Raw genomic sequence first — 25,774 nt, 5'->3', positions numbered from 1 at the left:
GCGGCGCGTCACTCAGCGGACTCCAGGTGCTGCGGCAGCCGGAACAGCGCCCAGACGACCTTCCCGCCCAGCGTCCCCGCGAGCGGGTGCCACCCCCAGCTGTCGCTGAAGGAGTCGACAAGGAACAGTCCGCGACCGGACTCCGCCGAGAAGTCGTCGGAATCGCGCGCGATCGGACTGTCCTTGCTGGGGTCGCGCACCGCGCACACCAGTCGCTCGGTCCAGCGCATCAGATGCAGCCGCACGGGCGGGTTCTGCTCCGGGGTGCGCGGGGTGCTCGCCGGCAGCGCGTGCCGCAGGGCGTTGGTGACGAGTTCGGAGACCACCAGACAGACATCGTCGAAACGGTCGCCGTCGCCCCACTGGTCGAGCGTTCTGCGGGTGAACTGCCGTGCGTCGCGCACCGCTTCGTAGCGGGCGGGGAGAGCGCAGGAGGCGGCGTCGGACACGGCTGCGGGATCCAGCGGCGGAAGGCCCTGCCGTAACGGCTCGAGCATGGTCGATCCATTCGTCCCCATGCGAGGCACTCCCGGGAATTCGCGGTCGTTGCGTTGCGATGCAGCGGTTGCGCGAGACCATGGTTTCGGATGAGTGGTGCAGATGCAAGGTGCAGATGCACGTGCACGTGACCGAATTGGACCCTCCCGTACCGCTTGTTGGGCATTTTTTCCACCATCTTCTCTCCTTCTCCTTGCTACTTCCTTCCCGCTTCCTGTCTCTGGTCTGTCCAGAAACTTTGACTTCTTTCCATCTCTGTAATCGGACGAGTACTGCTCGGAGTGTTTTAGTGGCAGACTTCGGCCCCTGAAGACGGTTGGGGAGGCGGCGAACGTGAGCGCGGGAGAGCCCGGATCGGTGGTGCGGCGGATGCTGCTCGGCTCGCAACTCAGGCGGCTGCGTGAGGCACGCGGGATCACGCGCGAGGCGGCGGGTTACTCGATCCGCGCGTCCGAGTCGAAGATCAGCCGGATGGAACTGGGCCGGGTGAGCTTCAAGACGAGGGACGTCGAGGATCTGCTGACGCTGTACGGCATCACGGACGAGGCCGAGCGCGCCTCGCTGCTCTCCCTCGCGCGGGAGGCCAACGTGGCGGGCTGGTGGCACAGTTACTCGGACGTCCTGCCGAGCTGGTTCCCGACCTATGTCGGTCTGGAAGGTGCCGCCTCGCTCATCCGCGCGTACGAAGTGCAGTTCGTGCACGGCCTGTTGCAGACCGAGGCGTATGCACGTGCAGTCGTCCGGCGCGGCATGAAGGGCGCGAGCGCGGCCGACGTGGAGAAGCGGGTGGCCCTGCGCCTGGAGCGGCAGAAGTACCTCACCGAGGTGGGTGGCCCCGAGGTTCACATCGTCCTCGACGAGGCCGCGCTGCGCCGCCCGTACGGCGACCGCGAGGTGATGCGCGGCCAGCTCCAGCACCTGATCGAGATCTCCGCACGTCCCAACGTACGGCTGCAGATCATGCCGTTCGGCTTCGGCGGCCACTCCGGCGAGAGCGGCGCGTTCACGCTCCTGTCCTTCTCCGAGTCCGACCTGACCGACGTCGTCTACCTGGAACAGCTCACCAGCGCGCTGTACCTCGACAAGCACGAGGACGTCGCCCAGTACGAGAAGGCGCTGAAGGAACTCCAGCAGGACAGCCCGGGCCCGGACGAGAGCCGCGATCTTCTACGGGGTCTCCTCCAGCTCTCCTAGGATCTCCTCCAACTCTCCTGAAGTTCTCCCCAGAAGATTGCGCTCAGTCCCCAACTCACTTGAGACGCAAGTACGATGACGTGTGATCAGGCCGTGACGTTGATCGTGTGTCTGCTAGTGACTTGGGGATCACATGTCGTCCTACTTCACCGACCTTGCCCAGCAGTTCATCGACGGTGAGTGGCGCCCGGGGACAGGCTCCTGGGACATCATCGACTTCAATCCGTACGACGACGAGAAGCTGGCGTCGATCACGATAGCCACGGTCGACGAGGTCGATGAGGCGTACCGGGCAGCGGCCCGCGCCCAGAAGGAATGGGCCGCGACCAACCCGTACGCCCGCCGCGGTGTCTTCGAGAAGGCCCTGCGGCTGATCGAGGAGCGCGAGGGCGAGATCGCCGAGGCGATCATCGCGGAGCTCGGCGGCACGCGTCTGAAGGCCGGCTTCGAACTTCACCTCGCCAAGGAGTTCCTGCGCGAGGCGATCCACCTGTCGCTGCGCCCCGAGGGCCGGATCATCCCCTCGCCGATCGACGGCAAGGAGAACCGCGTCTACCGCGTCCCGGTCGGCGTCGTGGGCGTGATCAGCCCCTTCAACTTCCCCTTCCTCCTGTCGATCAAGTCGGTCGCCCCGGCGCTGGCCCTCGGCAACGCCGTCGTCCTCAAGCCGCACCAGAACACGCCGATCGTGGGCGGCTCCCTGGTCGCGAAGATCTTCGAGGACGCGGGTCTGCCGGCCGGTCTGCTGAACGTCGTGATCACCGACATCGCGGAGATCGGCGACGCGTTCATCGAGCACCCGGTCCCGAAGGTCATCTCCTTCACCGGCTCGGACAAGGTCGGCCGCCACGTCGCCACCGTCTGCGCCTCGAACTTCAAGCGCTCGATCCTCGAACTCGGCGGCAACAGCGCGATCGTGGTCCTCGACGACGCCGACATCGACTACGCGGTCGACGCGGCGGTCTTCAGCCGCTACGTCCACCAGGGCCAGGTCTGCATGGCCGCCAACCGCGTCCTGGTCGACCGTACGATCGCGGACGAGTTCACCGAGAAGTTCGTCGCCAAGGTGAAGGGCCTCAAGGCCGGCGACCCGCGCGACCCCGCGACCGTCATCGGCCCGGTCATCAACTCCTCCCAGGCGGACGCCATTTCGAGCGCCGTCGAGCAGGCGATCGCCGAGGGCGCGACGGCGCTGGTGCACGGCACGACCACGGACAACCTGGTCGAGCCGTCGGTCCTGACGGACGTCCCCGCCGACTCGGCTCTCCTCCGGCAGGAGATCTTCGGCCCGGTCGCCTTCCTCATCCCGTTCGACGGCGAGGAGGAGGCCGTACGCCTCGTCAACGACACTCCGTACGGCCTGAGCGGCGCCGTCCACACGGAGAACATCGAGCGGGGCGTGAACTTCGCCAAGCAGATCGACACCGGCATGTTCCACGTGAACGACGGCACCGTCCACGACGAGCCGATCGTCCCCTTCGGCGGCGAGAAGCACTCCGGCATCGGCCGTCTCAACGGTGACACCATGCTGGACTCGTTCACGACGACGAAGTGGATCTCGGTGCAGCACGGGCGGAGCGGGTTCCCGTTCTGAGGGCCGGTCGGGGCCGTCACATGACGGCCCTGACGACGACGTAGACGACCAGGCCCGCCAGCGTCAGGGAACCCGGAACGAGAAGCACCCGGAACCCGGTGCGGCGGGCCGGCGGCTTCAGCCGCTTGCGGAACGCGGCGAGCGCGCCGGCGGTCAGCACGGTGATGCCGCCCATGCCGAGGGTCGACCAGCCGGAGACCGCGGCCGGGCCGACGGTCTCCAGTGAGCCGGTGGGGAGCGCCTGGACGGGCGTCGCCCTGTTCAGCGGCACCTGCGCGTCGATGGAGGCGTACCGCGGCGGCCGGTGCGCGGCGGCCAGGTTCCCGCCGCAGGCGATGTGACGGTCCTTGCCGGTCCCGGTCATCGCGCAGCTCGTGGCGGTGAAGACGGCGGGGTGTCCCACCAGGCCGAGGGCTCCGGCCAGCATGTAGTCGCTGTAGAGGAACGGCACCAGACCGAGGACCAGGACGAAGAACCCCACGGAGAGCGCGGTCTTCAGGGGCGACGGCGAGTCGGCGGCCCGGGGAACAGGATTCAGCGGCCGCCTCGGCTGCGCCGGACCCTTGCCCGGCTTCTTCTTGCGTGGATGCCGCCGCTTCTTCGATCCCTTGCCCACCGCGTCCTCCCCTGACGGTCCGCCGCCATGATCCTCCTCGGTTCCTCCCCAACGCGGACAGAAGCTGACCTAAAGGGCCCGTAATTTCGTCGGTGTCAGGAGGCCTCCCCAGGCCCCGATCCCGACGAAAGGCAGCCGGTCATGGTCACTCATGTGCGAGCCGAGGCGTACGGCGACGAGCGCGGCGCACTGCTCTCCTTCCTCGCGGAACAGCGCGGCGGCATCCGGCGGGCGCTGTTCGGGCTGACGGAGGAGCAGGCCGCCGGCAGGCCGAGCGCCAGCGAACTGTCCCTGGCGGGACTGCTCAAGCATGTCGCCGAGGTCGAGCAGGGCTGGATCGCGCGGGCCAAGGGCGAGCCGCCGGCGATCAAGCGGGACGAGACGAACTGGCACGAGTGTTTCCGGTTGGCGGGCGGCGAGACGGTCGAGTCGCAGCTCGCGTACTGGGAGAAGGTCGCCGCGGAGACGGAGGCGTACATCCGCTCGGTGCCCAGCCTGGACGACACCTTCCCGCTGCCGAACGAACCCTGGTTCCCGCCGGACGAGGCGGTCTCCGTGCGCTGGCTGGCCCTCCACCTGATCCGCGAGACGGCCCGGCACGCCGGCCACGCCGACATCATCCGGGAGTCCCTGGACGGAAGGACGGCCTTCGAGCTGGTGGAGCTCGCCGAAAGGTGAGGCCATAACCTGGACCGCATGTCAGCGATCCGTCTCCTCGTGCTCGGCGCGGTCCGCCAGCACGGGCGGGCCCACGGCTACCAGGTGCGCAACGACCTGGAGTACTGGGGCGCGCACGAGTGGTCCAACGCCAAGCCCGGCTCGATCTACCACGCCCTGAAGCAGATGGCCAAGCAGGGCCTGCTGATCGCGCACGAGATCGCGCCGTCCACCGCGGGCGGCCCGCCGCGCACGGAGTACGAGATCACGGAGGCCGGCACCGAGGAGTGCTTCAGGCTGGTGCGCGAGGCGCTGACCTCGTACGACCAGAAGATGGACGTCAAGTCGGCGGCCATCGGCTTCATCGTCGAGCTGCCGCGCGCCGAGGCCGTGGCGCTCCTGAAGCAGCGGATCCGCGGGATCGAGGCGTGGCGCTCCTCCGTCACCGAGCACTACGTGCCCGAGGACGGCCCCGAACAGCTCGGCCACATCGGCGAGATCATGAACCTCTGGATCCACACGGCCGACGCCGAGGCCGAGTGGACCCAGGGGCTGATCGCCCGCATCGAGGGCGGCGCCTACACCTTCGCCGGGGAGGGTGAGCGGTTCGTCGGCGTACTGGCGGACGACCAGGAGAACCCGTACGCGACGGGGGAGCGGCATCCGGAGGACGCCCGCTAATCAAGTTTGACGAGCGTGGCCCGTCGCGTTACTTTGAATCTATAGTCAAGTTTGACTAGCAGGGTAAGGGGAGTGGGTGGCAGTGGCCGACACGGCGATCACCGTCGAAGGCGCACACAAGAAGTACGGCGACAAGAAGGCACTGGACGGACTCGACCTGACGGTCGTGCGGGGAACAGTGCACGGAGTGCTCGGGCCCAACGGTGCGGGCAAGACGACCCTGATCCGGATCCTGTCCACGTTGCTGCGGCCCGACGCGGGCCGGATCGAGGTGGTGGGCCACGACGTGGTGCGTGCGGCGTACGACGTCCGCCTCCGCATCGGCCTCCTCGGCCAGCACGCGGCCCTCGACGAGGAGCTCGGCGGCCGTCAGAACCTGGAGATGTTCGGCCGTCTGTACCACCTGGGCGCCCGCCACGCGCGCGTGCGCGCCGACGAACTCCTGGAGCGCTTCGGCCTCACCGACACCGGCCGCAAGCCCGTCCGCGCCTACAGCGGAGGCATGCGCCGCCGCCTGGACCTGGCCGCCTCGCTCATCACCGAGCCGGAGGTGCTCTTCCTGGACGAACCGACGACCGGCCTCGACCCGCGCGGCCGCGCCGAGGTGTGGGCCGCGGTCCGCTCCCTGGTCGGCGGCGGTACGACGGTCCTGCTGACCACCCAGTACCTGGAGGAGGCCGACCAGCTCGCCGACCGCATCTCGGTCGTCGACGCCGGCCGGGTCATCGCCGACGGCACGGCGGACGAGCTGAAGGCGATGACGGGCGGCGACCGCATCGACGTGGTCCTGCGGGACGCGGGTCAACTGGGCGCGGCGGTGGCCCTGTTGCCGCTCGCCGCGTCGGAGGTCTCCGTGGACACCGACCGTCGGCTGCTCAGTGCCCCGGTCGCCGACCGGATGGCGGCGCTCTCCGGGGTCGTACGGGCCCTGGAGGAGGCCGGGATCGAGGCGGAGGACGTGGCGTTGCGGCGGCCGACGCTGGACGAGGTGTTCCTGCACCTCACGGAGAGGGACCGCCATGTGAGGGAGGCCGTGTGAGTACGTCGTACGCGATGACCGACTGCTGGACCATGACCCGGCGCGAACTCGCCCACTGGGCGCGGCAGCCCGTGCAGGTCGTCGTCGGCCTGGTCTTCCCCGTGATGCTCCTGCTGATGTTCGGCTACCTGGTGGGCGGCGGACAGGGAGTCCAGGGCGACTACGTCGACTACCTGGTCCCGGGCATGTTCGCGCTCACCATGGCCTTCGGGCTTGAGGGGACCATGGTGGCGGTCACCCAGGACATCAACAAGGGTGTGATCGACCGCTTCCGCTCCATGCCGATGGCCAACGGGGCGGTGCTGGTGGGCCGTTCGGCCGCGGACATGCTCCAGTCGGTGCTGGGGCTGGTCGTACTGATCGGGGTGGCGTTCGCGATCGGGTGGCGGGCGCACGGCGGGGTCGCCGGGTTCCTGGGCGCCGTCGGCCTGCTGTTGCTGTTCCGCTTCGCCATGCTGTGGATCGGCATCTATCTGGCGATGGTCGCCGGGAAGCCCGAGATGGTGCAGGCCGTACAGATCCTGGTCTGGCCGGTCGGGTTCCTGTCCAACGCCTTCGCCACGCCCGACTCCATGCCCGGCTGGCTGGGCACGGTCGTCGAGTGGAACCCGATGTCCCACACCGCCACGGCGGTCCGGGATCTCTTCGGCGGACCGGGCGGCGAGGCGGGGCACGCCTGGGCCGCGGTGGTGTGGCCGATGGTGCTGCTGGCGGTGTTCTTTCCGTTGGCGGTGCGGAAGTTCGGGGCGCTCGACAAGTAGGGCGGCGGATTCGCTGGGAATCGATTCACTGAGAGGAAGTGGGAACCCCGGCCCGGCGAGCGGTGTACCAGGAATGACAGTGCATCGCGGCCGGGCGGATCGGGGGTTCCCATGGGGTGGGTCAGGAGCAGAGCGGTAGTGGCCGCCGTGCTGGTTGTCCTGGCGTTGCTGGTGGCGGGCTGCGCCGAGGCGAAGAGGGATACGGCCGCGCGCGGGACCACACCATCAGGGGCGCCGCCTCCCCGGATCCCGTCGGCCCCGGACCTCCCCGGTTTCGCAGCCGACGTCGGATTCGCCTCGGACGGCAGCGGGTTCGCGCTGCTCGGGTCGTGCGGAAGGTCGGTCTGCCGGCACCACGTCGCCGTGCTCGACAAGGGCGCGGGTGCCTGGCGCCTCGGGCGTTCCCCGGTGCCGGACACGACGGACGGCTCCGGGGTCACCGCGGGGCTCATCGTGCTCGGGCCCGGGCGTGCGCTGATCACCGACGGCAAGTGGCCGCCCCCGGAGCGGACTTGGTTCACGGACAACGGCGGCCGCAGCTGGCGCCAGGGCTCCACCGGGCCCTCGGGCTCGACTCCGGTCGTGCCCGAGGGCGGGGCCCTGGTCGAGGACTGCGTGCGGGTGGACCAGGAGCGGAACGGGTGCGCACGGTCGCGCCTCCTCGCGGCCCTGCCCGACACGGGGGAGTTCCGGGTCCTGGCGACCCCGCCTCCGTTGGAGGGGGAGGTGCGCCCGGCGGGGGAGACCGCGGACAAGGTGCTCTTCGCCGCCGGCCGTGCCCCGGACTCCGGCCGCCCCGCTCTCGCCGTCAGTGAGGACCGGGGGCGCAGCTGGCGGATCTCCCGGCCGAAGGGGCTCGAGCGGCACGGATGGTCCCTGCAGGTGACCGGCACCGGCAAGGTGCTGTACGCGGTCCAACGGGGCCAACTGCCGGACGAGGACGACGTGAAGAACGGCCTGCTCACTCTCCACCGCAGCACCGACGGCGGCCACACCTGGGAGCGGGTCTGGAAACACCGCAAGGGAGTGGAACCGCGCTCGACGCTCGGCACCCCGGTGGCCGCCGCCGACGGCAGCCTGACGGTCCACGGCGAGGCCGGCGCCTGGCGCAGCACCGACGGCGGCCGCTCCTTCCGGCCCGCCTCGGACGCCCGTGGCCCGGCGGGCTCGGTGACCTTGACCCCGCTAGGCCATCTGTGGGGGAGCAGCTTCAACAGCTGGAGTTGGCGCATATCCGCCGACGGAGTCCACTGGAGGCCGTTCGAGCTGGGCGACGGAACCTGACGGGGCGAGCCTGCTCAGTGGTGGAACCCGGTCGCCGCTCCCTTGTCCCGGGTCGACGGCCTTGGCTGACGCCGCAGTTCGGGCAGCAGCCGCTCCAGGTCCTCCACGAACAGGTCGGCGAGGTCGGCCGAGAAGCCGTTGCGGCACACCACCCGCAGGACGGACAGGTCCTCCCGGTTCGGCGGGAAGGTGTACGCGGGCACCAGCCAGCCCCGCTCGCGCAGCCGCCGGGAGACGTCGAAGACGTCGTACGACTCGACACCCGGCGCCGTCGTGAACGCGAACACCGGCAGCTCGTCGCCCCGGGTCAGCAGCCGGAAGTCGCCGAGCGCCTCCACCCGGTCGGCGACGCTCCGGGCCACGTCCCGCGTGGTCTGCTGCACGGCCCGGTAGCCCTCGCGGCCCAGCCGCAGAAAGGTGTAGTACTGCGCGACGACCTGGGCTCCCGGCCGGGAGAAGTTGAGGGCGAAGGTCGGCATGTCGCCGCCCAGGTAGTTGACGCGGAAGACGAGTTCCTCGGGGAGGGACTCCTTGTCGCGCCACAGCGCCCAGCCGACACCGGGGTAGACGAGCCCGTACTTGTGCCCCGAAGTGTTGATGGAGGCGACCCTGGGCAGCCGGAAGTCCCACACCAGGTCCTCGTCGAGGAAGGGCGCGACCATGGCGCCGGACGCCCCGTCGACGTGCACGGGGATGTCGAGGCCGGTCCGTTCCTGGAGCGCGTCGAGGGCGGAACACAGATCCGCGATCGGCTCGTAGGACCCGTCGAAGGTGGAGCCGAGGATGCCCACGACCCCGATCGTGTTCTCGTCGCACAGTTCGGCGGCGGCCTGCGGATCGAGGTGGAAGCGGTCGCCCTCCATGGGGACCAGACGGGCCTCCACCTCCCAGAAGTTGCAGAACTTCTCCCAGCAGACCTGGACGTTGACCCCCATGACGAGGTTGGGGCGGACGTCCCGTGCCGGGTACCGGTCGGCATTGCGCTGCGCCCACCGCCGCTTGAGTGCCATGCCGGCGAGCATGCACGCCTCGCTGGACCCGGTCGTCGAACAGCCCACGGCCGCCGAAGGATCGGGCGCGTTCCACAGATCGGCGAGCATCGCCACACAGCGCCGCTCCAGTTCGGCGGTGCGCGGGTACTCGTCCTTGTCGATCATGTTCTTGTCCCGGCACTCGCCCATCAGGACCCCGGCCTGCGGCTCCATCCAGGTGGTGACGAAGGTGGCGAGGTTCAGCCGCGAGTTGCCGTCCAGCATCAGCTCGTCGTGCACGAGCTGGTACGCCGTCGTCGGCGGCAGCGGAGTGTCCGGCAGCCGGTGTTTGGGCGGGGCCTCGGTCATGCCCCCGACCGGATTCGCCTCGCCGTAGAAGGGGTTGACGGACAGGGGACGCTCGTCGGGCTTCTCGGGGCCTTTGTGAAGCGGCATGGTCATTCTCCTGAAAGGGGGGTCGGCGAACCGGGCTTCCGTCCTCGCGCAACTGCATCTGCGGCCGCCCCGTCACCAGCAGCCAGGCCGGCAGGAAGGCGATGCGCAGCAGCGCGAGGATCGCGGGCGAGGACACCAGGACGGCCGCGGTGAACAGACTCACCCAGCCCTGCCGGGTGATGGCGAGGAGCATGCCCAGCACACCCGCGGCGACACCGAGCGCCGGGTGGACGGCGGGCACGAGGACATGAGCGCACAGCCCGAGGGCGGCGCCGACGGACATGGCGGGGAAGATCGGTGTCCTGGGCCACGGGCTCACGATAAGCGGACAAAACCGGCGCGACACCCGGAGTGCCCTCCTGGGGATCCGGGCTTGCACCTCACGTGGCGTGAGGCCTCAGCGTGGTGGACGTACCGAGAAGGGAGCGGAAGAAGTGAGCTACTCCGTGGGACAGGTCGCCGGCTTCGCCGGAGTCACGGTGCGCACCCTGCACCACTACGACGACATCGGCCTGCTCGCCCCGAGCGAGCGCAGCCACGCGGGCCACCGGCGCTACAGCGACGCCGACCTCGACCGGCTGCAGCAGATCCTGTTCTACCGAGAGCTCGGCTTCCCGCTCGACGAGGTCGCCGCCCTGCTCGACGACCCGGTAGCGGACCCGCGCGCGCACCTGCGCCGCCAGCACGAACTGCTGACCGCCCGGATCGAGAAGCTGCAGAAGATGGCGGCGGCCGTGGAGCACGCCATGGAGGCACGCAAGATGGGCATCAATCTCACGCCGGAGGACAAGTTCGAGGTCTTCGGCGACAAGGATCCCGAGCAGTACGCCGAGGAGGCCGAGCAGCGCTGGGGCGGCACCGAGACCTACGCCGAGTCGCAGCGCCGCGCCGCCCGCTACACCAAGGACGACTGGAAACGCATGCAGGCCGAGGTCAACGCCTGGAGCGAGCGCTACGACGCCCTGATGGCTGCCGGTGCACCACCGACCGGCGAGGCGGCCATGGACATGGCCGAGGAACACCGGCAGCACATCACCAAGTGGTTCTACGAATGCACGTACGAGATCCACTGCGGGCTCGCCGACATGTACGTCGCCGACGAGCGCTTCAAGGCGTTCTACGACTCCCTGCGGACGGGCCTCGCCGAGCACCTCAGGGACGCGATCAGGGCGAACGCGGCCCGCCACTCCTCCTGATGTCCTGACCCGGGCCTACTCCCGGGTCAGGACCACCGCCGTGCCGTACGCACACACCTCGGTGCCGACGTCCGCCGCCTCGGTCACGTCGAAGCGGAACATCAGCACACCGTTCGCCCCACGCGCGCGTGCCTGCTCCACCAGCCGTTCCATGGCCTGGTTCCTGGTCTGCACGAGCGTCTTGGTGAGCCCCTTGAGTTCGCCGCCGATCATCGACTTCAGCCCGGCGCCGATCTGGCTGCCGAGGTGCCGGGACCGCACGGTCAGCCCGAACACCTCGCCCAGCACCTCCTGCACCCGGTAGCCGGGCGCATCGTTCGTGGTCACCACCAGCACCTCGGGCTGGGGTTCCTGTCCACCGCCGTATTCGTCAATACCCATGGCTCACAGCTTTGTCCCAGGCGGGCCACAGTGCATCCTGGGAGGCCGCATGGAACCTGGGCCATGACGGCTGCGTTGATACTTTTGGACAGCCAGCCCCAGCCCGTACCCCACCAGCAGGAGCCACAATCCCGTGATCACGCTCGCGCTCGCCCCCGAGTGGCTCAGCCCTGACTATCTGATCGAAACCTTCAGTCTGCCGGGCATCCTGCTGATCGTCTTCGCCGAGTCGGGTCTCTTCGCGTTCCTGCCCGGCGACTCGCTGCTGTTCACGGCGGGCCTCTTCGTGGCCCAGGGGCAGTACATCAGCCAGCCCCTGTGGCTGGTCTGCACCCTGATCGTGCTGGCCGCCGTCATCGGTGACCAGGTCGGCTACATGATCGGCAAGTTCTTCGGCCCGAAGCTCTTCAACCGGCCCAACTCCAAACTCTTCAAGCAGGAGAACCTGGAGAAGGCCCACGAGTTCATGGAGAAGTACGGCCCCAAGGCCATCGTGCTGGCCCGCTTCGTGCCGATCGTGCGCACCTTCGCCCCCATCGTGGCCGGCGCCGGCCGCATGAAGTACCGCACCTTCCTCACGTACAACGTCATCGGCGGCGTGGCCTGGGGCACCGGCGTCACCCTCGCCGGCTACTGGCTCGGCCAGATCGACATCATCCACAAGAACGTCGAGGCGATCCTCGTCCTGATCGTCTTCGTCTCGGTCGTCCCGATCATCATCGAGTACCTCCGCGAGCGCTCCAAGAAGAAGCGAGCGGCAGCCGCTGCCCCGGCCCCCGCCCAGCACCAGGCCATGGACGACGCGACGACCCAACTCCGCCGCATCCCGTCCAACGACGACCAGCAGCCCTACGGCAACCAGAACGACCAGGGCCAGCAGCAGTACGGCTACGACCAGCCCTACGCCCAGCAGTACCCCCAGGGCTACAACCAGCAGCCGTACGGCCAGCAGCAGAGCAACCAGCAGTACCCCTACAACGAGGGTTACTAGAAGCACCCCCAGGGGCGCGGGGAACGGCGCGACAAGCCACAACGAATCCGCAGTCGCCGTCGGACAGCAAGCATCGAGCTCATGGGCGCCCGGCGCTCAGAATCCCCGCGTCCGCTTGGCAGCACGCCGCTTGCCGGCGGAGCCGATCCGCAGGAACAGCCGCGAGATCTCCGACCCCAGGTTGACCCCGATGGCGATGGCCATCGCCAGCGCCGCCGCCTTCGACAGCGACACCAACCCCTCGTCCACCTCGTTCTGCGCGATGGACAACAGCCCGAAATACGTGGCCGACCCTGGCAACAGGGGCCCGATCGCCGCGGTCGTGTAAGGCAGCGCGGAAGCGAACCGGTACCGGGACAGCAGCTGACCGAACAACCCCACCACCCCCGCCGCAACGGCCGTAGAGGCAACGGGGGACAGCTCGCCCGTGTCGTGCAGCGCGCCGTACACCGACCAGGCGACACCGCCGTTGAGCGTCACGGCGAGCACCGTGGACCGCTCCTGCTGGAGCAGCACAGCGAAGGTCAGTGACAGCAGCATCGACGCGCCGATCTGCCACAGGGGCCGCGGGTCGCTGCTGAGGGCCGTGTCGGGGTTGAGCCGGGCGCCCAGCTGCACACCGACGTAGAGCATCACCAGCACCCCGACGACGATGCCGACGAAGAAGTACATGACCTCCAGCAGGCGCGCGGACGCGGTGATGTAGAAGCCGGTCAGTCCGTCCTGCACGCCCGCCACGAGCGCCCGCCCGGGCAGCAGCGCGAACAGCCCACCGGTGATGACCGCGGACGCCTTCACGTCCACGTGGGCCAGCGTCAGCGCGATCCCTATCGCGGCCGGCGGCATCGCGGCGACGGTGAACTGGTAGAACTCCGGCAGCCCGCGCCCCGCGGCCAGCCACGCCAGCCGGTCGCCGAGCATCGCGCCCAGCGCGGCGGCGATGAACACGATCACGTCACCGCCGACGAGCACGGAGGCCGCGCCCGCGAGCAGCCCGCTCGCCGCGGTGAGCACCCAGCCGGGGTACGGGTGCCGGTTGCGGCGGATCTCGGCGAGCCGCCGGTAGGCCTCCTCCAGCGAGATCGCCGTGTCCGGGTCGCTGAGGTCGGCCACCAGCCGGAAGACGGCCGCGAGGCGCGTGTAGTCGGTGGCCCGGCGGCGTACGGTCCGGGACGCTGTCACCGGGTCGTCCACGAGCGAGGGCTGATACGAGATCGACAGCAGCGTGAAGGTGACGTTCGGCTCGCAGCGGTCCAGGCCGTACGAACGGCAGACGGCGAACATCGCCGCCTCCACGTCCTCGGCGCCCTCGCCGCCCGCGAGCAGCAGCTCGCCGATGCGCAGTGTCATGTCGAGCACGCGCGGGACGGCCGGACTGCCCTCCTCCGCCTTCTGCACGGACTCCGGCGCGGGCCGCTCGGCCACCGGCATGCGCAGCATCGTGCGCATCCGGTCCTGCCAGGGCACGTCCTTGGTCAGACGGACCACGGGAATCCCGGTCGCCGGAGTGAACGCGTGCCGTGCGTCCTGGGCGCGGTACGTACGAGGCGGGCTGAAGGCCGATCCCTCGGGTTCGGTGGCCGGCCCCGACGGGACGTCCAGCCCCTTCGGCAGGGCGAACTCGGATGTGCTCTCCGACTCGGCGACGCCGCCTCTGGGGACGGCCAGTCCCTCCGGGACGGCGAACTCGGATGTGGCGTCCCCGTCGACCGCCGTGGCCGAGAACGCACTCCTCGCCTCGTCCGACCGCGGCTTGCGGTCTTCCGCGTCCGTCACTGCGCAGCGCTCCCTGTACGACACGTTCAGCAAGCCTCAGTATGCGCACAGATACGCGAAGGGGCCGCACGCGCCCGCGTGCGGCCCCTTCGCGACTGCAGGCTCAGTGACCGCCCTGGTCCTTGAAGCGCTTGTACGACCGCTCGATCTCGGCCTCGGCCTCGGTGCGGCCCACCCAGTCGGCGCCCTCGACGGACTTGCCGGGCTCCAGGTCCTTGTAGACCTCGAAGAAGTGCTGGATCTCCAGACGGTCGAACTCCGACACGTGGTGGATGTCCCGCAGGTGCTCCACGCGCGGGTCGTGCGCGGGGACGCACAGCAGCTTGTCGTCGCCGCCGGCCTCGTCCGTCATCCGGAACATGCCGATCGCGCGGCACTGGATGAGGCAGCCGGGGAAGGTCGGCTCGTCCAGGATGACCAGCGCGTCCAGCGGGTCGCCGTCCTCGCCGAGGGTGTTCTCGACGAAGCCGTAGTCGGCCGGGTAACTGGTCGAGGTGAAGAGGCGACGGTCCAAGCGGATCCGACCGGTCTCGTGGTCCACCTCGTACTTGTTCCGCGAACCCTTCGGAATCTCGATCGTGACGTCGAACTCCACCGGTGGCTCCTCCATGATCAGCACATAGTTCTGGTGGTTAAGTGTCCCTCACGCAGGTGTGTGATCGCGAAAGGGGCTGGTGGTCGTGCCTGAACTGAGGCCGTGGCGGGCCGCGAAACCGCATGTGAAGCGGGTCGCGAACGCCGTACGACCGCGTCTGGCACGAGCCGCGGACGCCGTACGGCCGGGTCTCACCCGAACCGTGGACGCCGTACGACCACGCCTCGCACGGGCCGTCGCCACCGCGAAACCGCGGGTCGCACGGATCGCGAAGGCCGCGAAACCGCAGGTCGCGCGGGGCACGAGGCCGAAGACCTGGCAGTTCACCGCGGGCGCCGCCACCGCCGGGCTGGCGCTGGCCGCCGCAGTGGCGACCGCCGCCGGCCCCTGGGACTCCTCCGGTCAGCGTACGGCCGAGCGGGACCGGGCCGCCGCCCAGGAGCAGACGGGTGGCGCAGATCACGGTGATGATTCCGATACGACGGCCTCGGCGCCCCGCCCCGCCCCGAGCGCCGCATCCGTGCTCACCGGCCTCGGCGGCGCCGGCAGCTCCGTGAAGTCGGCACCGAACGGACCGGCCCTCGCCGACGTCCTGGACCCGCTCCTGGCCGACGCGGCCCTCGGCACCCGCCACACCGCCGCGGTCGTCGACGTGGCCACCGGCAAGCAGCTCTACGGTGCCGGAGCCGACGCGGCGCTGACCCCCGCCTCCACCACGAAGATCGCCACCGCCGTCGCCGCTCTTTCGGCCCTCGGCGCCGACCACCGGCTCACCACCCGCGCCGCCCTCGAACCCGACACCAAGGAACTCGTCCTGGTCGGCGGCGGCGACCCCACGCTGACGGCCCGCAAGGACGCCGAGGGTTGGGCGAGCCTGCGCACACTCGCCGACGAGACGGCCGCCGCCCTGAAGAAGCGCGACATCAGCCAGGTCACGCTCTCGTACGACACGACGCTCTACGCGGGCTCCGAGATCCACCCGATCGGGGTCAACGACAACCTCGCCCCGGTCAGCGCCCTGATGGCCGACGAGGCCCGCACCGACGACTCCGCCAGTGGCCCCGCGCCCCGCGTGAGCGACCCGGCGGCGGACGCGACCCGCAGGTTCGCCGAGTTCCTGTCGGACCACGGCATCAGGACGACGTCCCCCGGCCCCTCCAAGGCGACCGGCCGCTCGGACACGCTGGCCGAGGTGACGTCACCCCCACTCTCCACCCTGGTCGAGCGCATGCTGACCAACAGCGACAACGACATCGCCGAGGCCCTCGCCCGCCAGACGGCCGTCGCCTCGAAGCAGCGCGCCGACTTCGCCGGTGGTGGGCAGGCGATCCGCGCCCAGCTGAAGAAGCTCGGACTCCCGCTGTCCGGCGCCGACTTCAACGACGGCAGCGGCCTCGACCGAGCCGACAAACTCACCGCCGACCTGCTCACCTCGCTGCTGGCCGAGGCGGGCGACCCCTCCCACCCCGAACTCCGCCCGGTCCTCACCGGCCTCCCGGTGGCCGGCTTCACGGGCACCCTGACCAGCCGTTACACCGACGGTGCGGCCGGCATCGTACGAGCGAAGACGGGCACGTTGACGGGCGTCAACACGCTGGCCGGAACAGTGGTCGACCAGAACGGCCGTCTGCTGGCCTTCGCCTTCCTGGCGTCGGACACGAGCAGTGCCACGGCGGCCCAGGCGGCGCTGGACAGAACGGCGACGGCACTGTCGGCCTGCGGTTGCAGGTGACCGCCGACCCGAGCGACCTGCCCCAAGTGGGACCGCTCACGTACGGTTGACGCATGACGAGCATCGGTGGTGCCGAGATGGTCGACTGGAATCTCGCGGTGGCGACCGCGACCCGGCTCGTGCGGCCGGGCCCCGAGGTGAGCCGCGACGAGGCCCGGGCCGTCGTCGCGGAACTGCGCCGACACGCCAAGTCCTCGGAGGAACACGTCCGGGGCTTCACTCGTATGGGGACGGAAGGTCTGCACGACACCCCGATCCTCGTCGTCGACCGCCCCGGCTGGGTCCGGGCGAACGTCGCCGGGTTCCGGGAGATCCTCAAGCCGCTGCTCGACAAGATGCAGGAGCGGCGCGGCAACACCCCCGGCGGCGCGGTCCTCGGCGCCGTCGGCGGCAAGGTCACCGGCGTCGAACTCGGGATGCTGCTCTCCTTCCTGTCCTCCCGCGTCCTCGGCCAGTACGAGACCTTCGCCCCGGCCACCCGCGAACTCCCCGCCGGGGCGAACGGCGGCGGTCGGCTCCTCCTGGTCGCCCCGAACATCGTGCACGTGGAGCGCGAACTCGACGTACAGCCCCATGACTTCCGGCTGTGGGTGTGCCTGCACGAGGAGACGCACCGCACGCAGTTCACGGCCGTGCCCTGGCTGCGGGACCACCTGGAGGGCGAAATCCAGTCGTTCCTGGGCGAGACCGAGGTCGACCCCATGACCGTCCTGGAGCGCATCCGGGAGGCCGCCCAGTCCCTCGCCGGCGGGCGCCCCGAGGGCGAGGAGGACGACAGCGGCCGCTCCCTCGTGGAGATCGTGCAGACGCCGGCCCAGCGGGAGATCCTCGGCCGCCTCACCGCCGTGATGTCGCTCCTGGAGGGCCACGCCGATTTCGTGATGGACGGAGTGGGTCCGGAAGTCGTACCGACCGTCGCGGAGATCCGCGAGAAGTTCCAGCAGCGTCGCGCCAAGGGCGCCTCCCGACTGGACATGGCTCTGCGCAAGCTGCTGGGTCTGGACGCCAAACTCAGGCAGTACCGCGACGGCGAACGCTTCGTGCGGGCCGTCGTCGAACAGGTCGGCATGGACGGCTTCAACCGTGTGTGGACCTCCCCGAACACCCTCCCGACCAAGACGGAGATCGCCAAACCGGCGGACTGGGTCGCGCGGGTGCACCGCAAAGCCGAATCGTGAACCCCGCGGGCGCGTCGTGAAAGGAATCCAGCCGACGGCAGGCGAACGCCCCTCCAATCACCCGTCCGAGGGACCGTGAGCCGTGGATAGGCGTGCGATGCTCGGGGAACGGCCCGGTTCTGTCACCATCTACACACTCTGAGTGACCGAGCTCGGGTTCACCCCCCCGAAAACTTCATGAAGGGAACCGGACATGGGTCCCCATCCTGCGGTCGCGGCGATACGCCTGGCGGTCCGCCGCGTCCTCCACGACATCCTCAACGAACACCCGACCGCCGACATCCCGGCGCAGACCTCGCACGAGCGCCCGCCGTCGCCGCTCGTGCTCGTGGCCTGCTCCGGTGGCGCCGACTCGATGGCCCTCGCCTCCGCCCTCGCCTTCGAGGCCCCCAAGCTCGGCATGCGGGCCGGCGGCGTCACCGTCGACCACGGCCTGCAGCCCGGCTCCGACCTGCGCGCCGCGGAGGTCGTTCTGCGCCTGCGTGAGATCGGCCTCGACCCCGTCGAGTCCACCGCGGTCACCGTCGGCCGCGAAGGCGGACCGGAAGCCGCCGCCCGCGACGCCCGCTACGCCGCCCTCGACGCAGCGGCCGACCGCCACGGCGCCACCGCAGTCCTGCTCGGCCACACCCGCGACGACCAGGCCGAAACCGTCCTGCTCGGCCTCGCCCGCGGCTCCGGCATCCGCTCCCTGTCCGGCATGGCCGCCGTTTCCGGCGGTCCGGGGGCCGCCCGCCGTTACCGCCGCCCCTTCCTCCACCTCGACCGGCAGACCGCCCGCAAGGCCTGCATGGTCCAGGCCCTGCCCGTCTGGGACGACCCGCACAACGCCGACCCCGCGTACACCCGCTCCCGGCTGCGCCACGAAGGCCTGCCCGCCCTGGAGAAGGCGCTCGGCAAAGGCGTCGTGGAGGCTCTCGCCCGTACGGCCCAGCTCTCCCGTGACGACGCCGACGCCCTCGACGCCTGGGCCAGCCAGGCCGAGGCCTCCGTCCGGGACGCCACCGGCCTCCTGGAGTGCGCCAAGCTCTACGCCCTGCCGCCCGCCGTACGCCGCCGCATCCTGCGCCGTGCCGCCATCGAGGCCGGGGCCCCCGCGGGTTCGCTGTTCGCCCGTCACATCGAGGAACTCGACCGGTTGATCACCGGCTGGCGCGGCCAGGGAGCCATCAATCTCCCCGGCAAGGTCGTCGCTCAGCGGCAGGGTGGCAGACTGGTGATTCGGCAAGGCTGAATCTCATCCCCTTTCGGGGGGATCCGGGCCCCTTCGGAGGGCTCGGGCAGCCGGTGTGGGACGACCGAAAGTGATGCGGGTGGACGCGAAAGACATGGGCACCGACCTCAAAGAGGTGCTCATCACCAAGGAAGAGATCGACGCGAAGCTCGTAGAGCTCGCCGCGAAGATCGACGCGGAGTACGCGGGCAAGGACCTGCTGATCGTCGGCGTCCTCAAGGGCGCGGTGATGGTCATGGCGGACCTCGCCCGGGCGCTGTCCACCCCCGTCACGATGGACTGGATGGCGGTGTCGTCCTACGGCGCGGGCACCCAGTCCTCCGGTGTCGTGCGGATCCTCAAGGACCTCGACACCGACATCAAGGGGAAGCACGTCCTGATCGTCGAGGACATCATCGACTCCGGCCTGACGCTGTCCTGGCTGCTGTCCAACCTCGGCTCGCGCGAGCCGGAGTCGCTCAAGGTGTGCACGCTGCTGCGCAAGCCGGACGCCGCCAAGGTCGCCATCGACGTGGAGTGGGTCGGTTTCGACATCCCCAACGAGTTCGTCGTCGGCTACGGCCTCGACTACGCCGAGAAGTACCGCAACCTCCCGTTCGTCGGTACGCTCGCGCCTCACGTCTACGGCGGCTGACCCGAAGGGCCCAGCCCCGTAAGAAGATCGGGAACCCCAGCGGGCCCCGCGCCGTTGGAGCATGCAGACGGGTCAGCCAGCCGTCCCGTGCGGCTTCGGGCCACAATGCTGGGGTACCGTCAGAAGAACTGTCTTATCAAACTCACTATGGCAGGAGGGACGGGGCGACACCGCTCCGTATGGATGGACGTGAAGCGATACTTCCGTGGGCCGGTCATGTGGATCGTGCTGGCCGTCCTTGCCGTGGTCGTGTTGATGCAGGTCGTCGGCTCGTCCGGCGGCTACAAGACGGTGGACACCGGCCAGGTCGTCCAGGCGATCAATGACAACAAGGTCGAATCAGCCAAGCTCACCACCGGCGACGAGAACACCATCAAGGTGCAGCTCAAGGACGGCGAAAAGGTCGAGGGCAGCTCGAAGATCCAGGCGAGCTACATCGGCGACCAGGGCGTGACCATCGCCAACACGCTGCAGACCAAGTACCAGGACAAGCAGATCCCCGACGGGTACACCGTCTCTCCGACGAAGCAGAACGCCTTCGTCGGGATCCTGCTCTCCCTGCTCCCCTTCGTCCTCATCGTGGTCGTCTTCCTGTTCCTGATGAACCAGATGCAGGGCGGCGGCTCCCGGGTCATGAACTTCGGGAAGTCCAAGGCCAAGCTCATCACCAAGGACACCCCGAAGACGACGTTCGCGGACGTCGCGGGCTCGGACGAGGCCGTCGAAGAACTCCACGAGATCAAGGAGTTCCTCCAGGAACCGGCGAAGTTCCAGGCAGTCGGGGCGAAGATCCCCAAGGGCGTACTCCTGTACGGCCCTCCCGGCACCGGCAAGACCCTGCTCGCGCGAGCCGTCGCGGGCGAGGCCGGCGTCCCCTTCTACTCGATCTCGGGTTCCGACTTCGTCGAGATGTTCGTCGGTGTCGGTGCCTCCCGGGTCCGTGACCTCTTCGAGCAGGCCAAGGCGAACGCCCCGGCGATCGTCTTCGTCGACGAGATCGACGCGGTCGGCCGCCATCGCGGCGCCGGCCTCGGCGGTGGTCACGACGAGCGTGAGCAGACGCTGAACCAGCTGCTCGTCGAGATGGACGGCTTCGACGTCAAGGGCGGTGTGATTCTCATCGCCGCCACGAACCGTCCGGACATCCTCGACCCGGCGCTGCTGCGCCCCGGCCGCTTCGACCGCCAGATCGCGGTCGACCGCCCGGACATGCAGGGCCGTCTGGAGATCCTCAAGGTCCACCAGAAGGGCAAGCCGGTCGCCCCGGACGTCGACCTGGGGGCTGTCGCCCGGCGTACCCCGGGCTTCACCGGCGCGGACCTGTCGAACGTGCTGAACGAAGCGGCGCTCCTCACGGCGCGCGGCGACAAGAAGCTCATCGACAACCACAGCCTCGACGAGGCCATCGACCGTGTGGTGGCGGGCCCGCAGAAGCGGACCCGGATCATGTCGGACAAGGAAAAGAAGATCACCGCGTACCACGAGGGCGGCCACGCCCTGGTCGCGGCGGCCTCCCCGAACTCCGACCCGGTCCACAAGATCACGATCCTCTCGCGAGGCCGTGCTCTGGGCTACACGATGGTCCTGCCGGACGAGGACAAGTACTCGACCACGCGCAATGAAATGCTGGACCAGCTGGCCTACATGCTGGGCGGCCGCGCGGCCGAGGAACTGGTCTTCCACGACCCGACCACCGGCGCTGCGAACGACATCGAGAAGGCCACCGCAACGGCTCGCTCGATGGTCACGCAGTACGGCATGACCGAGCGTCTCGGCGCCATCAAGTTCGGTGGCGACAACACCGAGCCGTTCCTGGGCCGGGAGATGTCGCACCCGCGTGACTACTCGGAAGAGGTCGCCGCGCTGGTCGACGAAGAGGTCAAGAAGCTCATCGAGACGGCGCACAACGAGGCCTGGGAGATCCTGGTCGAGAACCGCGACGTCCTCGACGCGCTCGTGCTCCAGCTGCTGGAGAAGGAGACGCTCAACAAGGAGCAGATCGCAGAGGTCTTCGCTCCCATCGTCAAGCGTCCCCCGCGGCCGGCCTGGACCGGATCCTCCCGCCGTACGCCGTCCACCCGTCCGCCGGTGCTCTCCCCCAGGGAGCTCGCACTGACGAACGGCGCCAACGGCGCGACCCCGGCGATCAGCACCGCCAAGGTCACCGCGGCGGAGCCGGCCACGGAGGCCGTCCCGGAGGACCGCCCGGAGAGCTGACCCGCTCAGCCTCGGTGACCTCACCAGGCCCGGAATGGATGCCGCGCCCCCCTGGTTTTAGCCTGGGGGGCGCGGCGCTTTCGTATGCGCATGCAGGGACACCTAGGAACGAGGCACCAGATGACCGACCCCGTGACGCTGGACGGCGAGGGCTCCATCGGCGATTTCGACGAGAAGCGCGCCGAGAACGCCGTCCGCGAACTCCTGATCGCGGTCGGAGAGGACCCTGACCGTGAGGGGCTCAGGGAGACGCCGGCGCGGGTGGCGCGGGCGTACCGGGAGATATTCGCGGGACTGTGGCAGAAGCCCGAGGACGTGCTGACGACGACGTTCGACCTGGGGCACGACGAGATGGTCCTCGTGAAGGACATCGAGGTCCTGAGCTCCTGTGAACACCATCTGGTGCCGTTCGTCGGCGTCGCCCACGTCGGGTACATCCCGTCCGTCGACGGCAAGATCACGGGCCTTTCGAAGCTGGCCCGGCTCGTGGACGTCTATGCCCGTCGGCCGCAGGTGCAGGAACGACTCACCACGCAGATCGCAGACTCGCTGATGAAGATCCTGGAGCCGCGGGGTGTGATCGTCGTCGTCGAGTGCGAGCACATGTGCATGTCGATGCGGGGGGTCCGCAAGCCCGGGGCGAAGACCATCACGTCGGCGGTCCGTGGCCAGTTGCGTGACCCCGCGACCCGCAATGAGGCGATGAGCCTCATCATGGCGCGCTGACGCTCCGACGGGACTTTCCGGCGGTCACGCCTCATGCTGCCGACGTGGCTCCCGTGTTCCGGTCGTCGTCCTCCGGGAGTTTGCAGACCCGCTCCAGGAAGATGGCGGCCGCTATGACGGCGACGCCCGCCAGGACCGAGAAGCCGGCATAGATGGCCTGGTCGCGGCGGGCGGGGATGTCGAGGGACTCCAGGAGGAAGGCGCCGGTGCCGCCGTACATGCCGGAGACGAGGGCGGCGACCAGGGCGCTGGCCTGGCCGAAGACGACCGCGCGGGCGGCCATCAGGGGATCGACGCCCTTGGCGCCGGGGCGGCGCTCGCGCTGGGCCTTGAGGCGGGCGCGGATCGAGAGCGCCGTGGCCAGCAGGACCACGGCGATCAGGGCGAGGACGATGGGGGCGGCCAGGGGGACGCTGGGAAGGGTCCCGACCGAGTTCCAGAGGCGGGCGCCTGCCCAGGACAGAACCCCGGCGACGACGAAAACGCCTGCCAGCAGCCTGATGCGCAGCTCTCTCACGGTGTCCCTTCAGCTCCCCGGACCGCGGTCGCGGACGGTGGTCGTGGTGACCTGTCCGGTCCGGCCGTCCTGTCGGGCCGCCCCGTGGTCGTCTCGACCTTAACGACTACTCGGGCAGCCGGAGTTCCAGGTCCTTGCGCGGCGCGACGCCGTCCCGGGCGACGGTGTCGAGGAGCGCGGCGACCGCGCCCCTGCCGGGCAACTGCGCCTCGGGCTCCACGTCGTGCCAGGGGGCGAGGACGAAGGCGCGTTCGTGGGCGCGCGGATGGGGGAGGGTGAGGACCGGGTCGTCGGAGACGACCTCGGCGTACGCGACGATGTCGACGTCGAGGGTGCGCGGGCCCCAGCGCTCGTCCCGCACCCGGTTGAAGGCCTCCTCGACCGCGTGCGCCCGCTCCAGCAGGGAGGACGGGGGCAGGGTCGTCTTCAGCACGACGACAGCGTTGAAGTACGAGGGCTGGCTGCCGGGCTCCACGCCCCACGGCTCCGTCTCGTACACGGGGGAGACGGCCTTGATGCGGACGCCGGGCGTGTCCTCGAGGGCGTCGATGGCGCCCTGGAGGGTCTCCAGGCGGTTGCCGAGGTTGGAGCCGAGGGAGATCACGGCCCGTTTCGGGTTGTGGAGGGTCGTGTCGGCGGCGTCGACCTGCTGCACGACGGAGGCGGGTACCGGCTGTACGGTCGGGTCGCTGGGACCCGCGGTGAAGGACGCGGTCATACTCGGCTCCGGGTGATGGTGACGGTCACGTCGTCGAAGGGGACCGTGATCGGCGCGTCCGGTTTGTGGACGCAGACCTCGACCTCCTGGACCCCCTCGTGCTTGAGACAGGCCTGGGCGATGCGCTCGGCGAGTGTCTCGATGAGGTCGACGGGCTCGCCCTCGACGACGGCCACGACCTCCTCCGCCACGATGCCGTAGTGCACGGTCTTCGCCAGGTCGTCGTCGGCCGCGGCCGGTCGGGTGTCCAGGCCGAGGACGAGATCCACGATGAAGGTCTGGCCTTCCTCGCGCTCCTTGGGGAACACCCCGTGGTGCCCGCGGGCCTTCAGGCCGCGCAGCGCGACACGATCCACGCGAATCACTCCTGCAATCGTCGGTAACGGCCGGTCGATGCCGTGTGCGGGCGGCACACCGGCCTCAAACGAATCTACCTGCGGGCACTGACAGGGCCGGGCCACGGAGGCATGGGCCCGCGCCGGAACCAGGAGGTTTCACCGGGTGTTTCCCCTGGGGAACCCGGCGGCTCACGGGTTGGTAGCCGCCCCTACCCAGGGTCCGTGATTCCAACCACTTCTTGGTCCCTGTGGGCGGTTCCATGGCCTCCTTGCGGCGTGCCTACCCACTCAGGAGGGAGTGTTGTCCCCTTCGTCCTCGTCGTTTTCGGCCAGAACGGGGGAGGCGTGATGCGACCAGAGTTTCCAGCCGACGGGTGTGCGGCGGAACACGTTCGTGGCGACCACCAACTGGCCGACGAGCGGGCCGAGCTCCTCGCTGCCCTCGGGGGCGGGGCCGCCGCTGAGGATGTTCTCGGTGCAGGTCACCAGGGCGGTGTCGCCGGTGACGGAGACGTGCACGTCGGTGAGGAAGAACTGGATGTAGTCGGTGTTCGCCATGATCAGCGCGTACGACCTGAGGACCTCGCCGCGGCCGGTGAGCACGGGCCAGCCGGGGTGGACGCAGGAGACGACTCCGGCGTCGGCCGGGTCGTGGTACTCCTCGTCGACGCCCAGGTCGGACGGGGTGAGCCAGAGCGAGGAGACCTCTTCGAAGTCGCCGCGCTCCATGGCCTCGTAGAAGCCGGTGTTGGCGGCCTCTACCTGCTCGACGTCGGTGTGGGGGGCGCTCACCGGGCTCCTTCGGGCGTGTTCTCTCCGGCGCGCGCTCCCTCTACGGCGCGTGCGACCCGTACCGCGTCCGCCGTGGCGCGCACCTCGTGCACGCGCACCGCCCACGCGCCGGCGTGCGCTGCGAGCGCGGAGACGGCGGCCGTCGCGGCGTCGCGCTCGCGCGCGGGCGGCGGGGCGCCCTGCGGACCGGCGAGGACGCGGCCGAGGAACCGCTTGCGGGAGGCGGCGACGAGCAGCGGGTGGCCGAGGCCGAGCAGGCGGTCGAGGTGGGAGAGGAGGACGAGGTCGTGTTCGGCGTCCTTGGAGAAGCCGAGGCCGGGGTCGACGACGATGCGGTCGGGGGAGATGCCGCCGGCGAGGACGGCCTCCACGCGTGCGTGCAGTTCGTCGAGGACTTCGGTGACGACGTCGTCGTAGACGCCCTTGACCTTGCCGCCCTCCAGGAAGCCGCGCCAGTGCATGACGACGAAGGGGGCACCCGCTTCCGCCACGACCGGGATCATGGCCGGGTCGGCGAGGCCGCCGCTGACGTCGTTGACGAGGGCGGCGCCCGCGGCGAGGGCCTGTTCGGCGACGGACGCGCGCATGGTGTCGACGGAGACCGTGACGCCCTCGGAGGCGAGGCCGCGGACGACGGGGACGACACGCCTGAGCTCCTCGGCCTCGTCGACGCGGGTGGCGCCGGGGCGGGTGGACTCGCCACCGACGTCGACCAGGTCGGCGCCCTCCTCGACCAGTGCGAGACCGTGCTTGACGGCGGCCGTCGTGTCGAACCAGCGGCCGCCGTCGGAGAAGGAATCGGGGGTGACGTTCACGACTCCCATGACCGCGCAGCGGTCCCATCCAGGAAGGCCTGCGACGCGCCCGCGTCCGTTCTGCTTGCTCATACGTTCAGCCTAGGCCCAGGTTGGGACCACAAGACCCTGCGGCCCGAGCGGAAGCCCCCGGCCAGGTCCTGTCGTCGGATGCCCGTCTGCCCGGCGGCGCCCGGCACGCAC

General features: G+C 69.8%; 26 protein-coding genes and 1 pseudogene. 15 read left to right on the top strand and 12 right to left on the bottom strand.

Annotated features, from left to right (window positions below):
* Positions 1 to 8 precede the first annotated feature (8 nt).
* A complete protein-coding gene (locus IG08_RS0111505) occupies positions 9 to 518 on the bottom strand; it encodes an ATP-binding protein (RefSeq protein WP_078655548.1) in 510 nt (169 codons plus the stop codon).
* A gap of 349 nt (positions 519 to 867) precedes the next feature.
* On the opposite strand from IG08_RS0111505, the gene IG08_RS0111500 reads away from it, so the two are divergent.
* Both IG08_RS0111500 and IG08_RS0111495 read left to right on the top strand, forming a co-directional pair.
* On the top strand, positions 868 to 1,692 hold the full coding sequence (locus IG08_RS0111500; RefSeq protein WP_052424627.1) for a helix-turn-helix domain-containing protein: 825 nt from the start codon (positions 868 to 870) through the stop codon (positions 1,690 to 1,692).
* Positions 1,693 to 1,825: 133 nt separating this feature from the next.
* Positions 1,826 to 3,286 carry an aldehyde dehydrogenase family protein gene (locus IG08_RS0111495; protein ID WP_030599704.1) on the top strand — a complete coding sequence of 487 codons (1,461 nt, stop codon included), beginning with the start codon at positions 1,826 to 1,828 and terminating at the stop codon, positions 3,284 to 3,286.
* A gap of 16 nt (positions 3,287 to 3,302) precedes the next feature.
* Here IG08_RS0111495 and IG08_RS0111490 read toward each other — a convergent pair whose 3' ends face one another.
* Positions 3,303 to 3,902: a hypothetical protein gene (locus IG08_RS0111490; RefSeq protein WP_030599702.1), complete on the bottom strand. Its 600-nt coding sequence runs from the start codon at positions 3,900 to 3,902 to the stop codon at positions 3,303 to 3,305.
* A gap of 141 nt (positions 3,903 to 4,043) precedes the next feature.
* Here IG08_RS0111490 and IG08_RS0111485 point away from each other — a divergent pair, with 141 nt between their 5' ends.
* The 5 genes from IG08_RS0111485 (at position 4,044) to IG08_RS0111465 (ending at position 8,324) form a co-directional block, all read left to right on the top strand.
* A complete protein-coding gene (locus tag IG08_RS0111485; protein ID WP_030599701.1) occupies positions 4,044 to 4,580 on the top strand; it encodes a DinB family protein in 537 nt (178 codons plus the stop codon).
* Positions 4,581 to 4,598: 18 nt separating this feature from the next.
* Positions 4,599 to 5,240, top strand: a complete 642-nt coding sequence (locus IG08_RS0111480; protein ID WP_030599698.1) for a PadR family transcriptional regulator — start codon at positions 4,599 to 4,601, stop codon at positions 5,238 to 5,240.
* Between the two features lie 82 nt (positions 5,241 to 5,322).
* Positions 5,323 to 6,279, top strand: a complete 957-nt coding sequence (locus IG08_RS0111475; RefSeq protein ID WP_030599696.1) for a daunorubicin resistance protein DrrA family ABC transporter ATP-binding protein — start codon at positions 5,323 to 5,325, stop codon at positions 6,277 to 6,279.
* Positions 6,280 to 6,293: 14 nt separating this feature from the next.
* A complete protein-coding gene (locus tag IG08_RS0111470; RefSeq protein WP_030599694.1) occupies positions 6,294 to 7,040 on the top strand; it encodes an ABC transporter permease in 747 nt (248 codons plus the stop codon).
* Between the two features lie 138 nt (positions 7,041 to 7,178).
* Positions 7,179 to 8,324, top strand: a complete 1,146-nt coding sequence (locus tag IG08_RS0111465) for a WD40/YVTN/BNR-like repeat-containing protein (RefSeq protein WP_052424620.1) — start codon at positions 7,179 to 7,181, stop codon at positions 8,322 to 8,324.
* 14 nt (positions 8,325 to 8,338) lie between these two features.
* Here IG08_RS0111465 and gad read toward each other — a convergent pair whose 3' ends face one another.
* Entirely contained in the window at positions 8,339 to 9,751 is a 1,413-nt protein-coding gene (gad, locus tag IG08_RS0111460) for a glutamate decarboxylase (RefSeq protein ID WP_030599689.1), read from the bottom strand.
* Between the two features lie 25 nt (positions 9,752 to 9,776).
* Positions 9,777 to 10,046, bottom strand: a pseudogene (locus IG08_RS61250) (ion channel protein); the annotation flags it as partial.
* A 139-nt stretch (positions 10,047 to 10,185) separates the two neighbouring features.
* Between IG08_RS61250 and IG08_RS0111450 the strand changes: the two are divergent.
* A complete protein-coding gene (locus tag IG08_RS0111450; protein WP_030599687.1) occupies positions 10,186 to 10,947 on the top strand; it encodes a MerR family transcriptional regulator in 762 nt (253 codons plus the stop codon).
* A gap of 15 nt (positions 10,948 to 10,962) precedes the next feature.
* Here the strand turns inward: IG08_RS0111450 and IG08_RS0111445 are convergent, their stop codons facing one another.
* Positions 10,963 to 11,328, bottom strand: coding sequence for a YbjQ family protein (locus tag IG08_RS0111445; RefSeq protein WP_030599686.1), 366 nt, complete (start codon positions 11,326 to 11,328; stop codon positions 10,963 to 10,965).
* 133 nt (positions 11,329 to 11,461) lie between these two features.
* On the opposite strand from IG08_RS0111445, the gene IG08_RS0111440 reads away from it, so the two are divergent.
* Entirely contained in the window at positions 11,462 to 12,319 is an 858-nt protein-coding gene (locus tag IG08_RS0111440) for a DedA family protein (RefSeq protein WP_030599683.1), read from the top strand.
* A 96-nt stretch (positions 12,320 to 12,415) separates the two neighbouring features.
* Here IG08_RS0111440 and IG08_RS0111435 read toward each other — a convergent pair whose 3' ends face one another.
* Both IG08_RS0111435 and IG08_RS0111430 read right to left on the bottom strand, forming a co-directional pair.
* A complete protein-coding gene (locus IG08_RS0111435; protein WP_030599680.1) occupies positions 12,416 to 14,095 on the bottom strand; it encodes a threonine/serine exporter family protein in 1,680 nt (559 codons plus the stop codon).
* A gap of 103 nt (positions 14,096 to 14,198) precedes the next feature.
* Positions 14,199 to 14,690 (bottom strand): inorganic diphosphatase, encoded by a 492-nt coding sequence (locus IG08_RS0111430; protein ID WP_030599677.1) that lies wholly within the window; start codon positions 14,688 to 14,690, stop codon positions 14,199 to 14,201.
* Positions 14,691 to 14,769: 79 nt separating this feature from the next.
* On the opposite strand from IG08_RS0111430, the gene dacB reads away from it, so the two are divergent.
* The 6 genes from dacB to folE all read left to right on the top strand — a co-directional run bounded on the left by dacB (position 14,770) and on the right by folE (position 22,411).
* Positions 14,770 to 16,422 (top strand): D-alanyl-D-alanine carboxypeptidase/D-alanyl-D-alanine endopeptidase, encoded by a 1,653-nt coding sequence (dacB, locus tag IG08_RS0111425; RefSeq protein WP_030599675.1) that lies wholly within the window; start codon positions 14,770 to 14,772, stop codon positions 16,420 to 16,422.
* A gap of 53 nt (positions 16,423 to 16,475) precedes the next feature.
* The gene (locus IG08_RS0111420) at positions 16,476 to 17,600 is read left to right on the top strand and encodes a zinc-dependent metalloprotease (RefSeq protein WP_030599673.1); all 1,125 of its coding nucleotides are present in this window, start codon (positions 16,476 to 16,478) and stop codon (positions 17,598 to 17,600) included.
* Positions 17,601 to 17,793: 193 nt separating this feature from the next.
* Positions 17,794 to 18,834: a tRNA lysidine(34) synthetase TilS gene (tilS, locus tag IG08_RS0111415; RefSeq protein ID WP_030599671.1), complete on the top strand. Its 1,041-nt coding sequence runs from the start codon at positions 17,794 to 17,796 to the stop codon at positions 18,832 to 18,834.
* 73 nt (positions 18,835 to 18,907) lie between these two features.
* Positions 18,908 to 19,468: a hypoxanthine phosphoribosyltransferase gene (gene hpt, locus IG08_RS0111410; RefSeq protein ID WP_030043337.1), complete on the top strand. Its 561-nt coding sequence runs from the start codon at positions 18,908 to 18,910 to the stop codon at positions 19,466 to 19,468.
* A 183-nt stretch (positions 19,469 to 19,651) separates the two neighbouring features.
* Positions 19,652 to 21,685 carry an ATP-dependent zinc metalloprotease FtsH gene (ftsH, locus tag IG08_RS0111405; protein WP_030599668.1) on the top strand — a complete coding sequence of 678 codons (2,034 nt, stop codon included), beginning with the start codon at positions 19,652 to 19,654 and terminating at the stop codon, positions 21,683 to 21,685.
* Positions 21,686 to 21,805: 120 nt separating this feature from the next.
* Entirely contained in the window at positions 21,806 to 22,411 is a 606-nt protein-coding gene (gene folE, locus IG08_RS0111400; RefSeq protein WP_030599667.1) for a GTP cyclohydrolase I FolE, read from the top strand.
* 31 nt (positions 22,412 to 22,442) lie between these two features.
* Here the strand turns inward: folE and IG08_RS0111395 are convergent, their stop codons facing one another.
* The 5 genes from IG08_RS0111395 to folP all read right to left on the bottom strand — a co-directional run bounded on the left by IG08_RS0111395 (position 22,443) and on the right by folP (position 25,663).
* Positions 22,443 to 22,928: a DUF3180 domain-containing protein gene (locus tag IG08_RS0111395; RefSeq protein WP_030599666.1), complete on the bottom strand. Its 486-nt coding sequence runs from the start codon at positions 22,926 to 22,928 to the stop codon at positions 22,443 to 22,445.
* Between the two features lie 106 nt (positions 22,929 to 23,034).
* Complete coding sequence (gene folK / locus IG08_RS0111390; protein ID WP_030599665.1) at positions 23,035 to 23,646, bottom strand: 2-amino-4-hydroxy-6-hydroxymethyldihydropteridine diphosphokinase; 612 nt, start codon at positions 23,644 to 23,646, stop codon at positions 23,035 to 23,037.
* Positions 23,643 to 24,002, bottom strand: coding sequence for a dihydroneopterin aldolase (folB, locus tag IG08_RS0111385; protein WP_030599662.1), 360 nt, complete (start codon positions 24,000 to 24,002; stop codon positions 23,643 to 23,645). The genes folK and folB overlap by 4 nt, the downstream gene beginning before the upstream one ends.
* 270 nt (positions 24,003 to 24,272) lie before the next feature.
* Complete coding sequence (locus IG08_RS0111380; protein ID WP_030599661.1) at positions 24,273 to 24,776, bottom strand: nuclear transport factor 2 family protein; 504 nt, start codon at positions 24,774 to 24,776, stop codon at positions 24,273 to 24,275.
* Complete coding sequence (gene folP / locus IG08_RS0111375) at positions 24,773 to 25,663, bottom strand: dihydropteroate synthase (RefSeq protein ID WP_030599659.1); 891 nt, start codon at positions 25,661 to 25,663, stop codon at positions 24,773 to 24,775. Before folP ends, IG08_RS0111380 begins: the two co-directional genes overlap by 4 nt.
* Positions 25,664 to 25,774 lie beyond the last annotated feature (111 nt).

Source organism: Streptomyces fulvoviolaceus, assembly GCF_000718165.1.
In the GTDB taxonomy this organism is placed as follows: Bacteria; Actinomycetota; Actinomycetes; order Streptomycetales; family Streptomycetaceae; genus Streptomyces; species Streptomyces fulvoviolaceus.
Note: the sequence above shows the minus strand (reverse complement) of the source record. Positions and strands in the feature narration are given on the sequence as shown.

What these genes read in the sequence shown, in the direction of transcription:
- gad (WP_030599689.1), bottom strand. Translation starts at nt 9,751, where the DNA reads ATGCCGCTTCACAAAGGCCCCGAGAAGCCCGACGAGCGTCCCCTGTCC.
- IG08_RS0111500 (WP_052424627.1), top strand. Translation starts at nt 868, where the DNA reads ATGCTGCTCGGCTCGCAACTCAGGCGGCTGCGTGAGGCACGCGGGATC.
- IG08_RS0111480 (WP_030599698.1), top strand. Translation starts at nt 4,599, where the DNA reads ATGTCAGCGATCCGTCTCCTCGTGCTCGGCGCGGTCCGCCAGCACGGG.
- IG08_RS0111420 (WP_030599673.1), top strand. Translation starts at nt 16,476, where the DNA reads ATGACGAGCATCGGTGGTGCCGAGATGGTCGACTGGAATCTCGCGGTG.
- ftsH (WP_030599668.1), top strand. Translation starts at nt 19,652, where the DNA reads ATGGACGTGAAGCGATACTTCCGTGGGCCGGTCATGTGGATCGTGCTG.
- tilS (WP_030599671.1), top strand. Translation starts at nt 17,794, where the DNA reads ATGGGTCCCCATCCTGCGGTCGCGGCGATACGCCTGGCGGTCCGCCGC.
- IG08_RS0111445 (WP_030599686.1), bottom strand. Translation starts at nt 11,328, where the DNA reads ATGGGTATTGACGAATACGGCGGTGGACAGGAACCCCAGCCCGAGGTG.
- IG08_RS0111485 (WP_030599701.1), top strand. Translation starts at nt 4,044, where the DNA reads ATGGTCACTCATGTGCGAGCCGAGGCGTACGGCGACGAGCGCGGCGCA.
- folE (WP_030599667.1), top strand. Translation starts at nt 21,806, where the DNA reads ATGACCGACCCCGTGACGCTGGACGGCGAGGGCTCCATCGGCGATTTC.
- folP (WP_030599659.1), bottom strand. Translation starts at nt 25,663, where the DNA reads ATGAGCAAGCAGAACGGACGCGGGCGCGTCGCAGGCCTTCCTGGATGG.
- IG08_RS0111470 (WP_030599694.1), top strand. Translation starts at nt 6,294, where the DNA reads ATGACCGACTGCTGGACCATGACCCGGCGCGAACTCGCCCACTGGGCG.
- IG08_RS0111505 (WP_078655548.1), bottom strand. Translation starts at nt 518, where the DNA reads ATGGGGACGAATGGATCGACCATGCTCGAGCCGTTACGGCAGGGCCTT.
- folK (WP_030599665.1), bottom strand. Translation starts at nt 23,646, where the DNA reads ATGACCGCGTCCTTCACCGCGGGTCCCAGCGACCCGACCGTACAGCCG.
- hpt (WP_030043337.1), top strand. Translation starts at nt 18,908, where the DNA reads ATGCGGGTGGACGCGAAAGACATGGGCACCGACCTCAAAGAGGTGCTC.
- IG08_RS0111495 (WP_030599704.1), top strand. Translation starts at nt 1,826, where the DNA reads ATGTCGTCCTACTTCACCGACCTTGCCCAGCAGTTCATCGACGGTGAG.